Source organism: Streptomyces sp. NPDC047081, from assembly GCF_040643775.1.
GTDB lineage: Bacteria > Actinomycetota > Actinomycetes > Streptomycetales > Streptomycetaceae > Streptomyces.
Genome location: NZ_JBEYUY010000021.1, coordinates 1 through 11,873 on the forward strand (window position 1 = coordinate 1; position 11,873 = coordinate 11,873).

Annotated in this window: 9 protein-coding genes and 1 rRNA gene; 5 read left to right on the forward strand and 5 right to left on the reverse strand. The window is 72.1% G+C overall.

What is annotated here, in order from left to right; all coding sequences use genetic code 11:
• A 5S ribosomal RNA gene (gene rrf, locus ABZ848_RS32590) occupies positions 1-93 on the forward strand; the annotation flags it as partial.
• Between the two features lie 90 nt (positions 94-183).
• On the opposite strand, the gene ABZ848_RS32595 is transcribed toward rrf, so the two are convergent.
• The 5 genes from ABZ848_RS32595 to ABZ848_RS32615 all read right to left on the reverse strand — a co-directional run bounded on the left by ABZ848_RS32595 (position 184) and on the right by ABZ848_RS32615 (position 5,809).
• Entirely contained in the window at positions 184-1,494 is a 1,311-nt protein-coding gene (locus ABZ848_RS32595) for a DUF58 domain-containing protein (RefSeq protein ID WP_360837734.1), read from the reverse strand.
• A complete protein-coding gene (locus ABZ848_RS32600; RefSeq protein WP_360837736.1) occupies positions 1,494-2,486 on the reverse strand; it encodes a MoxR family ATPase in 993 nt (330 codons plus the stop codon). The genes ABZ848_RS32595 and ABZ848_RS32600 overlap by 1 nt, the downstream gene beginning before the upstream one ends.
• Positions 2,483-3,679, reverse strand: coding sequence for a DUF4350 domain-containing protein (locus ABZ848_RS32605; RefSeq protein ID WP_360837737.1), 1,197 nt, complete (start codon positions 3,677-3,679; stop codon positions 2,483-2,485). Before ABZ848_RS32605 ends, ABZ848_RS32600 begins: the two co-directional genes overlap by 4 nt.
• Positions 3,676-4,386: a DUF4129 domain-containing protein gene (locus ABZ848_RS32610; RefSeq protein ID WP_360837969.1), complete on the reverse strand. Its 711-nt coding sequence runs from the start codon at positions 4,384-4,386 to the stop codon at positions 3,676-3,678. Before ABZ848_RS32610 ends, ABZ848_RS32605 begins: the two co-directional genes overlap by 4 nt.
• Positions 4,387-4,456: 70 nt before the next feature.
• On the reverse strand, positions 4,457-5,809 hold the full coding sequence (locus ABZ848_RS32615; RefSeq protein WP_360837739.1) for a hypothetical protein: 1,353 nt from the start codon (positions 5,807-5,809) through the stop codon (positions 4,457-4,459).
• A gap of 140 nt (positions 5,810-5,949) precedes the next feature.
• Here ABZ848_RS32615 and mtnA point away from each other — a divergent pair, with 140 nt between their 5' ends.
• From mtnA to ABZ848_RS32635, 4 genes are all read left to right on the forward strand, one after another.
• Positions 5,950-7,098: an S-methyl-5-thioribose-1-phosphate isomerase gene (mtnA, locus tag ABZ848_RS32620; RefSeq protein ID WP_360837741.1), complete on the forward strand. Its 1,149-nt coding sequence runs from the start codon at positions 5,950-5,952 to the stop codon at positions 7,096-7,098.
• 177 nt (positions 7,099-7,275) lie between these two features.
• Positions 7,276-7,965, forward strand: a complete 690-nt coding sequence (gene mtrA, locus ABZ848_RS32625; protein ID WP_187284748.1) for a two-component system response regulator MtrA — start codon at positions 7,276-7,278, stop codon at positions 7,963-7,965.
• Between the two features lies 1 nt (position 7,966).
• Positions 7,967-10,030 carry an MtrAB system histidine kinase MtrB gene (gene mtrB, locus ABZ848_RS32630; protein WP_360837744.1) on the forward strand — a complete coding sequence of 688 codons (2,064 nt, stop codon included), beginning with the start codon at positions 7,967-7,969 and terminating at the stop codon, positions 10,028-10,030.
• A complete protein-coding gene (locus ABZ848_RS32635) occupies positions 10,020-11,849 on the forward strand; it encodes an LpqB family beta-propeller domain-containing protein (protein WP_360837745.1) in 1,830 nt (609 codons plus the stop codon). Before mtrB ends, ABZ848_RS32635 begins: the two co-directional genes overlap by 11 nt.
• Positions 11,850-11,873 lie beyond the last annotated feature (24 nt).

Here is an 11,873-nt window from a genome sequence, read left to right on the forward strand (position 1 = left end):
ACGCCCGGTTACATTCCGAACCCGGAAGCTAAGCCTTACAGCGCCGATGGTACTGCAGGGGGGACCCTGTGGGAGAGTAGGACGCCGCCGAACAAATTGTGAGAAAACCCCCGGCCGGGGATACCGGTTCGGGGGTTTTCTGCGTTTCCAGGGCTATAAGGGGCGCCCCAATTGGCCGCCCGATTACAGGCGGCCCGCCGTCTTCAGCGCGAGATACGCGTCCGCCAGCGCCGGCGCCAGTTCATCGGGCGTCTCGTCGACGACCGTAACCCCATGGCGGCGGAGTTGTTCCGCGGTGCGGTGGCGTTCGCTCTGGGCCTGGGCTGCTGCCGCGGCTTCGTACACCGCGTCGGTGTTTCCGCGAGCCTTTGCCATGCGTGCGATGTACGGGTCTGCCACCGAGGCCACCAGGACCGTGTGGCGCTGGGTGAGTTGGGAGAGGACGGGGAGGAGGCCTTCCTCCACGGGGGCCGCGTCGAGGCTCGTGAGCAGGACGATCAGGGAGCGGCGTGGGGCCGTACGGAGGGCAGTGGCTGTGAGGCCTCGGGCGTCCAGTTCGACCAGTTCGGGTTCGATGGTTGCCATCGCGTTGACCAGGGACGGCAGTACGTCGCGTGCCGTGCGGCCCTGGACGAGGGCGCGTACGCGGCGGTCGTAGGCGAGGAGGTCGACCCGGTCGCCGGCGCGGGAGGCGAGGGCGGCCAGGAGCAGGGCCGCGTCCATGGAGGCGTCGAGGCGTGGGGCGTCGCCCACGCGGCCTGCGGCGGTGCGGCCGGTGTCGAGGACGACGAGGATGTGGCGGTCGCGTTCGGGGCGCCAGGTGCGTACGGCGACCGTGGACTGGCGGGCCGTTGCGCGCCAGTCGATGGAGCGGGTGTCGTCGCCGGGGACGTACTCGCGAAGGCTGTCGAATTCCGTTCCCTCGCCGCGGATGAGGACGCTGGTGCGGCCGTCGAGTTCGCGCAGACGGGCGAGTTTCGAGGGGAGGTGCTTGCGGCCGGTGAAGGGCGGTAGGACGCGGACCGTCCAGGGGACCTTGTGGGTGCCCTGGCGGGAGAAGAGGCCGAGGGGGCCGTACGAGCGGATCGTCACGCGGTCTGCTTGGCGGTCACCGCGGCGGGTCGGGCGTAGGCGGGTCGTGATGCGGCGGCGTTCGCCTGCGGGGACCGTGAGGCGGTGGCGGGATGCCTCGATCTCGGTGCCTGGTTGCCAGCTGCTCGGTGGCCAGGCGTCACGCACGCGCGCGCGTAGCGGGCGGTTGGACGGGTTGGTGATGGTCAGGGTCACGTCGGCGGATTCGCCCAGGCGTGCGGAGGTGTCGCCGGAGCGGGTCAGGCCGAGGCGTCGTACCGGAGCCGCGAGGGCGAAGTCGCAGGCGCAGGCCAGGGCGATCGGGGCGTTGACGGCCAGGATGCCCGTCCAGCCGGGGCCCCAGATGCCGACGGGGAGGGAGCCGAGGGCCGCGAGGAGCGCGGTGCGTCCGGTGAGGGCCATCAGCGGGGGACGGGGACGTGGGCGAGGATCGCGTTGATGACGGAGTCGGCCGTCACGCCCTCCATTTCGGCCTCCGGGCGCAGCTGCACGCGGTGTCGGAGGGTGGGGAGGGCCAGGGCTTTCACGTCGTCCGGGATGACGTAGTCGCGGCCGGTGAGCCACGCCCACGCGCGCGAGGTGGCCAGGAGGGCTGTCGCGCCGCGGGGGGAGACGCCCAGGGTGAGGGACGGGGACTCGCGGGTGGCGCGGCAGATGTCGACCACGTAGGCGGTGATCTCGGGGGAGACCGTCGTCTTGGCGACCGCGGCGCGGGCGGCCTCGAGGTCGGCGGGGCCGGCGACCGGGCGTACGCCGGCGGCGCGCAGGTCGCGCGGGTTGAAGCCCTCGGCGTGGCGGGTGAGGACGTCGATCTCGTCCTGGCGGGAGGGGAGGGGGATGGTGAGCTTGAGGAGGAAACGGTCCAGCTGCGCTTCGGGCAGGGGGTAGGTGCCCTCGTACTCGACCGGGTTCTGGGTCGCGGCGACCAGGAAGGGGTCGGGGAGCGGGCGGGACGTGCCGTCGACCGTGACCTGGCGCTCCTCCATGGCTTCCAGGAGGGAGGACTGGGTCTTGGGCGGGGTGCGGTTGATCTCGTCCGAGAGGAGGAGGTTGGTGAAGACCGGGCCGGGCTGGAAGGAGAACTCGGCGGTGCGGGCGTCGTAGACCAGCGAGCCCGTGATGTCGCTCGGCATCAGGTCCGGGGTGAACTGCACGCGCTTCGTGTCGAGTTCGAGTGCGGATGCGAGGGCGCGGACGAGCAACGTTTTGGCGACCCCAGGGACTCCTTCCAGGAGAACGTGTCCGCGGCAGAGGAGGGCGACGACGAGGCCGGTCACGGCGGGGTCCTGGCCGACCACGGCTTTGGCGATCTCGGCGCGCAGGGCCTCCAGGGAGGCTCGGGCGTGGCCCGGGTCCCCGGTGTTCCCGGCGTTGTCAGTGGTCGGGGCCATCATGGACGGCGTACCTCTCTTTCGAGGGCGTCGAGTTGGTCGGCGAGGGCGATCAGGGCCGCGTCGTCGCCGGGCGGCGGGCCGAAGAGGAGGGAGTGCTGGGCCTGGCCGTCGCCGTGGAGGTGGGCGGACAGGGCGGGGAGCAGGGTCTCGGGCGCGTGCGCCTGGGAGACGGGGACGCCTACGAGGGGGGCGAGGCGGGTGCGGGTGGTGGAGCGAAGAGCGGCGGCCGCGCGGTCGCGGGCGTTCGCCTTGCGGTAGAGGCGGGCGCGGCCTTCGACGGTCTCGGAGGCGCGGATCGCGACCGGGAGTTTTTCGGGCACGAGGGGGCCGAGTCGGCGTGCCCGCCAGAGGGCGGCGAGGGCTGCCGCGACGAAGAGCTGCACCGTGCCCCAGATCCAGGCGTCGGGGAGCAGGTCGAAGAAGCTCTTCTCGTCGCCGGAGCCGGCGGCCGAGGTGTCGGAGAGCGAGGGGAGGTACCAGACCAGATGGGGGCGGGAGCCGAGGAGTTGGAGAGCGAGCGAGGCGTTGCCCTGCTCGTCGAGGCGGTCGTTGAAGAGGATGTCCGGCGCGCCGAGGACGATGGTGTCGCCGTCCCCGGAGGTCTGGGGGATGCGCAGCAGGGTGGCCAGGCGCTCGCTCGGGTAGCACTTGTCGGCGTCGAGGTGGGTGGTGGTGTAGCGGATGCCGCCCGTGTTGGCGCTGCCCGCGCGCTGGGCGGCGGGGAGCCGGCAGTCGGGGGCGAGGGTCGAGTCGAAGCTGGTGGCGGGGTCGGCGGTGACGCCGGGTACGAGTTTCTCGACGGACGAGCTGCCGGGGGCGACGAGGACGGTGCGGCCGCCGGAGTCGGTGATCGCGGAGTGCAGGACGGACTGTTGACGGCTCGTCAACAGGTCGGGGACTGCCACGAGGAGGGTGGTGTCCTGGGCGGCCGCGGCGCGGGCCTCGTCCAGGGTGGTGACCACGCGCGTGGACACGCCGCGGTCGGCGAGGAGTTCGGCGACGGCGCGGCTGCCGTAGGGGTCGACGGAGCGCGGGTCGAGGTCGCCGTGCCGGGTGTCGGAGCGGACCACGGCGATGACGACGGCCCCGGCCAGCAGGAGGACGGCGGCGAGGACGATGCCTCGCGCGCGGGTCCACACCTGGCGGGCGGTGGGCGAGGCCGAGGTGACGGGGAGCGTGGCCTCCGCGGTCATTCGGGGGCTCCCTGGCGGGCGTTGTGGGCCGTGCTGGGAGTGCTGCTCGCGAGCTGGGGCTTGGTGCGTTCGAGGTCGCGGTCGAGTTCGGCGATGCCGTGGTACGACGTCTCGCTCGCCCTGCGGCCGCCGTACGTCACGTCGTCGAAGTCCCGGGCGGCGGCGCGCAGTCGGTCCAGCTGGGAGGGCAGCGCGCGGCCCGCTTCCGCTGCGGCCTCGTCGGCGGTGCGGCCGGGGCGGGCGTCCAGGAGGGCGCGCTCCTCCAGGGAGCGGACTATGGCACGCATGCGTTCCTGGACGGCCTGGTTCCAGTGGCCCTGGGCGGCGTGTGCCTCGGCGGCCGCGCGGTGTTCGGCGGCGCTGCGGGGACGGTCGTCGAACAGGGCGGCGGAGGAGGCGGGTTCGCGGCGCGGGGTGCCCAGGCGCCACCACAGTGCTCCGAGGACGGCGAGGACGGCCACGATGACGACGACCAGCCCGAGTGCTCCTCCGGGTGTCGCGGACGCGGCCGTGCCGAAGAGCTTGTCGACCCAGTCCCAGAAGGCGTTCAGGGCGCGCTGGAACAGGCTGGGGTCGTTCTCGTGGTACATCCGCTTGGACAGCTCGCGCCGGGCCGCCTCCCGCGCGGGATCGCGCGGGATCGTGACCGGCGGTTCGTCGCCGGAGCGGGCGAGCGACGCTGCGGCGGTGTCGCCGGCGCGCAGCAGGGCCCGTACGGTCGACTCGGCGGCGCGTGGAAAGGCCGCCGCGACAACTCCCCCCGTCGGACTCACCGCATCAGCCCCCCGAGCCGGTGTCGGTGCCGTAGCCCTGGAGACCGGCGGCGCGGGCCAGGTCGAGGTCGAGGGCCTCGCGGCGGATGCGCTGGTCGATGTAGAGGAGCACGGTGACTCCGGCCGTGATCGGGAACGTGACCATGGAGCCGATCACCGAGCCGATGCCGCTGATGACGAGGAAGGTCCAGCCGAGGCCGCTGCTCGCGCCGTTGAAGAGGCCGACGATGCCGTCCCCGCTGAAGGCGGCGGCGATGAGTGTGAACGGGATGACCACGATCGACGCGACGATGTTCGCGATGACCGCGGCGAGCAGCTGGATGCCGAAGACCCGCCACCAGGAGCCGCGGACGAGCTTCACGGAGCGGCTCATCGACTTCGTGATGCCCTGCTTCTCCAGCATCAGTGCGGGCGAGGCGAGGGAGAAGCGGATCATCAGCCACAGGGCGACGAGAGCGGCGCCGAGGCCGCCCAGGACGGCGAGCGCGCCGCCGAGGCCGCCGGAGCCGGAGAGGGCCACGAGGATGCCCGGCAGCGCGCCGCCGAGGATGATGCCGACGGCGATGAGCAGCAGCAGGAAGATCAGGCCGAACAGCCTGAGCACCTGCGGCCGGGCGTCGCGCCAGGCCTCGCCGGCGGTCACGGACTTGCCGAGGACGGCGCGGCTGGTGACGGTCGTGAGCATGGCGGTCGCCACGACCTGGCCGATGAGGGTGATGAGGGAGACGACGCCGAGTCCGACCATGGCGTCGGTGAGGGCGCGGGTGACTTCGCTGAGGCTGGCGCTCGGGTCGTTCAAAGTCTCGCTGCTGGCGCTGTCGTTGAGGACCAGGCCCTGCAGGAGGATGACGACGATCTCCGTGACGACCGCGACGGTCAGCGAGATGCCGAGGACCGTGCGCCAGTAGGTGCGCATGGTGGAGACCGCGCCGTCAAGGATCTCCCCGACACCGAGCGGACGGAGCGGGATCACGCCGGGCTTGGCCGCGGGCGGCGGACCGCCCCAGGCGCCGCTCCAACCGCCGCCCCAGCCGCCCTGGGGGCCGTAACCGCCGTAACCGCCGTAGCCCCCCGGGCCGTTGGGGCCGCCGGGAGGCCTGCCTCCCCAGCCGGGGCCGGGCGGTGGGGGTGGCGGGGTCTGGCCGGGGCTACCGGGGCCGGTGGGGGCGGACCACTGGCCGGGTGGCGGCTGCTCCTTGGACCAGTTCGGGCCTGGGTTCTGCGGGTCCGGGCCCGGCTGGTCGGCGGGTTCCGTGGTGCCGGGACGGTCGGCGGGCTCGGCGGGGCCGGACGCACCGGGCTCCTGTCCGTCGGACGGGGCGGATCCGGGCGAGGCCCAGCCCGGAGTGTCTTTCATCGTCGCTCCTTCACGGTGCCCGTCCGCGGTCGCGGCGGCAGGTTGGCAGCCATCGTGCCATGGGGTGATGGCGGAGGTACCAGGCGCGGTATGGGCTGCACACCTTCAATAGTCCGCCGTACAAGGGGCAGACTGACCGCATGGCTGATCAGTACGCGCAAAACGGCGAGGACAGCAGGCCGACCGAGATACCGGCGATCCGCTGGGAGGAGCCACCCGAAGGTCCCGTACTGGTCCTGCTGGACCAGACGAGGCTGCCGGCCGAGGAGGTCGAACTGGTCTGTACGGACGCGTCCGCGCTGGTGGAGGCGATCCGGTCGCTCGCCGTGCGCGGGGCGCCGTTGCTCGGCATCGCGGGGGCGTACGGGGTCGCGCTCGCCGCCGCGCGCGGGTTCGACGTGGACGAGGCGTCGACCGTGCTGGCGGGTGCCCGGCCCACCGCGGTGAATCTCGCCGTGGGGGTGCGCAGGGCGCAGGCAGCGCACCGGGCCGAGTTCGCCAAGAGCGGCGATACCGGGCGGGCCGCGGCGGCGGCGCTGGCGGCGGCGCGGCAGTTGCACCGGGAGGACGCCGAGGCGAGCGCGCGAATGGCCGAGCGAGGGCTGGCGCTGCTGGAGGAGCTGCTGCCGGGCGGCGGGCACCGGATTCTGACGCACTGCAACACCGGGTCGCTGGTGTCGGGCGGTGAGGGGACGGCGTTCGCGGTGGCGCTGGCGGCGCACCGGGCGGGGCAGTTGCGGCGGCTGTGGGTGGACGAGACGCGGCCGTTGCTGCAGGGCGCCCGGCTGACGGCGTACGAGGCGGCGCGCAGCGGGATGGCGTACACCCTGCTGACGGACAACGCGGCGGGTTCGCTGTTCGCGGCCGGTGAGGTGGACGCGGTGCTGATCGGGGCGGACCGGATCGCGGCCGACGGGTCGGTGGCGAACAAGGTGGGGAGTTATCCGCTGGCGGTGCTGGCGCGGTACCACCATGTGCCGTTCATCGTGGTGGCGCCGGTGACGACGATCGACCCGGACACCCCGGACGGGGCGTCCATCGAGGTCGAGCAGCGGGCCGGGCACGAGGTGACCGAGATCGCCGCGCCGCAGGTGCCGACGGCCGGTGCGGAGGCCGGGGGCGGGATACCGGTGGCGCCGCTGGGGACGCAGGCCTACAACCCCGCGTTCGACGTGACGCCGCCCGAGCTGGTGACCGCGATCGTCACCGAGGAGGGTGCTGTTTCGCCGGTGACGGCAGAGGCGCTCGCGGAGCTGTGTGCGAGGTCGCGGCAGGTGTCGATCGGCTGATCGGCCGGAAGCCGGTGACCGGGTCGCATGGTCACGGTGCGCCTACCCTGGGTAGCTGACATCAGTTGCCGGCACCGACGTCGCGGGACAGGGGCAGACAGTGACGGTCGAGTACGACTATCGTCACGGGCCAGTGACGCTGCTCACCTGCACCTTCGCCAATGTTACGAGAATGGGATGATGTCGTTTATGAAGGGACGAGTCCTTGTCGTCGACGACGACACGGCACTGGCCGAGATGCTCGGCATCGTGCTGCGTGGTGAAGGTTTTGAGCCGTCTTTCGTAGCCGACGGTGACAAGGCGCTGGCCGCATTCCGGGAGAGCAAGCCCGATCTGGTGCTGCTCGACCTGATGCTGCCCGGGCGGGACGGCATCGAGGTGTGCCGCCTGATCAGGGCCGAGTCGGGTGTGCCGATCGTGATGCTGACGGCCAAGAGCGACACCGTCGATGTGGTGGTGGGGCTGGAGAGCGGCGCCGACGACTACATCGTCAAGCCGTTCAAGCCGAAGGAGCTCGTGGCCCGGATCCGGGCGCGCCTGAGGCGCTCGGAGGAGCCGGCGCCGGAGCAGCTGGCCATAGGCGATCTGGTGATCGACGTGGCCGGGCACTCCGTGAAGCGGGACGGGCAGTCGATCGCGCTGACGCCGCTGGAGTTCGACCTGCTGGTGGCGCTCGCGCGCAAGCCGTGGCAGGTGTTCACCCGCGAGGTGCTGCTCGAACAGGTGTGGGGCTACCGGCACGCGGCCGACACCCGGCTTGTGAATGTTCACGTTCAGCGGCTGCGCTCCAAGGTGGAGAAGGACCCGGAGCGCCCGGAGATCGTGGTGACCGTCCGGGGCGTCGGATACAAGGCAGGACCGAGCTGACATGACCGGTGACAGTGCCGCTTCGGCGTCCGGGCCGGCAGGGGCCCGCGCGGGGCGGCCTGTCGGCCACAAGACGGCGGGCTCGCGTTGGCAGCGTCTGCTGGAGGGCGGACTGCTGCAGGGCGGGGTCCAGGGCAGCCCGGTGCTGCGGCTGTTCATGCGCTGGGTACGGCGGCCGCTGCTGCCCGTCATGCGGCTGTGGCGGCGCAACATCCAGCTCAAGGTCGTCGTGACGACCCTGCTGATGTCCCTCGGCGTGGTGCTGCTGCTCGGCTTCGTCGTCATCGGGCAGGTGCGCAACGGTCTGCTGGACGCCAAGGTCAAGGCCTCGCAGAGCCAGGCCACCGGCGGTTTCGCGGTGGCCAAGCAGAAGGCCGACGAGGCCGGGACCGGCAGCGCCGACACCGCCGATTCGACGGACGGGCGGCAGGCGCAGAACCTCACCCCGTGGATGAGCGACCTCGTCGAGTCCCTCTCCAGCGGCGGCCAGGGCGCCTTCGACGTGGTGACGCTGCCCGCGGGCGACAACAGCGGCGGCGGGCGCGGTCCGCGCGCGTCCGGCCAGGTCGACCCGACGTCCAGCGTCCCCGACGACCTGCGCACGCGCATCAACGAGAACACGACGGCCGCCCAGAGCTACACGCGGATCATCTACAAGGACAGCGACAAGGAGTCGCAGCCGGCGCTGGTCATCGGCAAGCAGGTCAACGACCCGAACGGCGACCCGTACCAGCTGTACTACCTCTTCCCGCTCACACAGGAGGAGAAGTCGCTGAGCCTGGTCAAGGGCACGTTGGCGACCGCCGGGCTCTTCGTCGTCGTACTGCTCGGGGCCATCGCCTGGCTCGTCGTGCGGCAGGTCGTGACGCCGGTACGGATGGCGGCCGGGATCGCCGAGCGGCTGTCCGCGGGCAAGCTCCAGGAGCGGATGAAGGTCACCGGTGAGGACGACATCGCGCGTCTGGGTGAGGCCTTCAACAAGATGGCGCAGAACCTGCAGCTGAAGATCCAGCAGCTGGAGGACCTGTCGCGGATGCAGCGGCGGTTCGTGTCGGACGTGTCGCACGAGCTGCGGACGCCGCTGACGACCGTACGGATGGCCGCCGACGTCATCCACGAGGCGCGCGAGGACTTCGATCCGGTGACCGCGCGGTCCGCGGAGCTGCTGGCCGACCAGCTGGACCGGTTCGAGTCGCTGCTCGCGGACCTGCTGGAGATCAGCCGGTTCGACGCGGGCGCGGCCGCGCTGGAGGCGGAGCCGATAGACCTGCGTGAGGTCGTACGGCGGGTCGTCAGCGGGGCCGAGCCGCTCGCCGAGCGCAAGGGCACGCGCATACGCGTGCTGGGCGACCAGCAGCCCGTCGTCGCCGAGGCGGACGCACGCCGCGTGGAGCGGGTGCTGCGCAACCTCGTCGTCAACGCCGTGGAGCACGGCGAGGGCAAGGACGTCGTCGTCAAGCTCGCCGCGGCGGGCGGGGCGGTCGCGGTCGCGGTGCGCGACTACGGCGTAGGGCTCAAGCCCGGCGAGGCCACGCGCGTGTTCAGCCGTTTCTGGCGGGCCGACCCGGCACGCGCGCGTACCACGGGCGGTACGGGCCTCGGGCTGTCGATCGCCCTGGAGGACGCGCGGCTGCACGGCGGCTGGCTGCAGGCGTGGGGCGAACCGGGCGGCGGCTCGCAGTTCCGGCTGACGCTGCCCAGGACGGCCGACGAGCCGCTGCGGGGCTCGCCGATACCGCTGGAACCCAAGGACTCGCGGCGCAACCGCGGCCTGAACGACGCCGGGCTGCCGCGTGGAGGCGCCGACAAGCCCGCCACGGTGCCCGCACAGCCCCTGGGAGACCAGATACCGCCCATTGCCCCGAGGCTGGCCGGAATGGCCCCCACGGCCGATCCCACGGCCTTGCCTGGCAACGGCGCGCGCGTGGTGCCCCGCCCCGCTTCGAGCGGGCGGCGACAGGACGAGACGCCCCCGGCGGAGGGCGCACGGAGTGAGACCGCGAGCCGTCCGGACGCCGGTGCGGGGGACTCGACGAAGCAAGGGGAGGCATTCCGTGGGCGCTGACCGCGAGGGGGGTGCCCGGCGCAGACGGGCGCGCGCGGTGGCATACGGCGCCTGTGGCGTCGTACTGCTGGCGGGGTGTGCCTCGATGCCCGACAGCGGGGATCTCAGGGGCGTCGACTCCACGCCGCAGCAGGACACACAGGTGCGGGTGTTCGCGATGCCGCCGCAGGAGAACGCGCAGCCCGTGGAGATCGTGTCGGGCTTCCTGGAGGCGCTGACCAGCGACGATCCGAACTACTCGACGGCACGGCAGTACCTGACCGCAGCGGCGTCCAAGGACTGGAAGCCGGGGCTGTCGACCATGGTCCTCACGGACGGGCCGGGTGCCGACGTCCAGCACACGAACGGTCGCGAGGAGACCGACGAGGTCTCCTACACGCTGACCGGCACCAAGGTCGCGAGGGTGGACTCGCAGCAGTCGTACGTGCCCGCGGGCGGGCACTACAGTGCGCCGCTGCATCTCGCGCTGGACAAGAAGACCAAGCAGTGGCGCATTGACTCGCTGCCCCAGGGCGTCGTCATGGGACAGTCGGACTTCCAGCGCAACTACATGTCCGTCAACAAGTACTACTTCGCCTCGAACACCGTCGCGCGCACGATCCCGCAGCCGGCCGCGGTCGCCGATCCCGTGTACGTGCGGCGGCGGGTCGATCCCATGACGCAGATGGTGCGTTCGCTGCTCAACGGGCCGACGAACTGGCTGAACCCGGTGGTGCGGACGAGTTTCCCGACCGGTACGGCGCTCAAGAAGGGCGTCAGCTCGCTGACCCCGGACGACCAGAACAAGCTGACCGTGCCGCTGAACGCGAACGCCGCCCGGGTCGGGACCACCAAGTGCAGAGAGATGGCGGCGCAGCTGCTGTTCACGCTGCAGGACCTCAGCCCCGCGGTGGACGAGGTCGAGCTGAGCTCCGGCAGCAAGCGGCTGTGTTCGCTCGCCGAGAACCGGGAGGACGCCGTCGCCGCGCGGGGTTCGGCGGACGAACCCGCCTACCTGTACTTCATCGACAGCAAGAACCGGCTGGTGCGGATCGCGGCCGGCAGCCCCAGCAACAAAGCGGATCCGGTGCCCGGGGCGCTGGGCGAGGGCGCCAAGGTGCTGCGGTCGGTGGCCGTCTCCCGGGACGAGCGCACCGCTGCCGGGGTCGCCACGGCCGGCAAGGAGCTGTACGTCGCCTCGCTGGTGTCCGGCGGTTCGCTGGGTGAGCCGGTGCTGGTCAGCGGCGGCAAGTCGGAGGCCGACCGGCTGACGGCGCCCAGCTGGGACGCGAACGGCGACCTGTGGGTGGCCGACCGCAACCCCGCCGACCCGCGGCTGCTCCTGCTGGAGCAGGGCAAGGGCGAGCCGCTGGTGGTCCGGACGCCGGATCTGGACGGGCGGATCGAGGATGTCCGGGTGGCGGCCGACGGGGTGCGGATCGCGCTCGTGGTGGCGAAGGGCGACAAGAAGTCGCTGCTCATCGGGCGGATCGAGCGCGGTGCGGACGGTGACCCGAAGTCCGTCTCGGTGCTCGAACTGCGCTCCGCGACGCCGGAGTTGGAGGACGTCACGGCCATGTCGTGGGCCGGTGAGAGCCAGCTCGTGGTGGTCGGGCGCGAGCATGACGGCGTACAGACCATGCGTTACGTCCAGGTCGACGGCTCCACACCGGAGGGGCCGGCGCCCGCGGCACTCACCGGCGTCAAGGAGATCACCGCGACCGAGTCCGACCAGATGCCGCTGGTGGCGTACTCGGAGGACGGCATCGTCCGGCTGGGGTCGGGCGGACAGTGGCAGAAGCTGGTCGCGTCGGGGATGGCGCCGGTCTATCCGGGGTGAGCCGGTAAGGGCTTCGAGGAGAGC

Coding starts and splice junctions, on each gene's coding strand:
- mtrA (WP_187284748.1), top strand. CDS start 7,276: ATGATGTCGTTTATGAAGGGACGAGTCCTTGTCGTCGACGACGACACG.
- ABZ848_RS32605 (WP_360837737.1), bottom strand. CDS start 3,679: ATGACCGCGGAGGCCACGCTCCCCGTCACCTCGGCCTCGCCCACCGCC.
- ABZ848_RS32615 (WP_360837739.1), bottom strand. CDS start 5,809: ATGAAAGACACTCCGGGCTGGGCCTCGCCCGGATCCGCCCCGTCCGAC.
- ABZ848_RS32595 (WP_360837734.1), bottom strand. CDS start 1,494: ATGGCCCTCACCGGACGCACCGCGCTCCTCGCGGCCCTCGGCTCCCTC.
- ABZ848_RS32600 (WP_360837736.1), bottom strand. CDS start 2,486: ATGATGGCCCCGACCACTGACAACGCCGGGAACACCGGGGACCCGGGC.
- mtnA (WP_360837741.1), top strand. CDS start 5,950: ATGGCTGATCAGTACGCGCAAAACGGCGAGGACAGCAGGCCGACCGAG.
- mtrB (WP_360837744.1), top strand. CDS start 7,967: ATGACCGGTGACAGTGCCGCTTCGGCGTCCGGGCCGGCAGGGGCCCGC.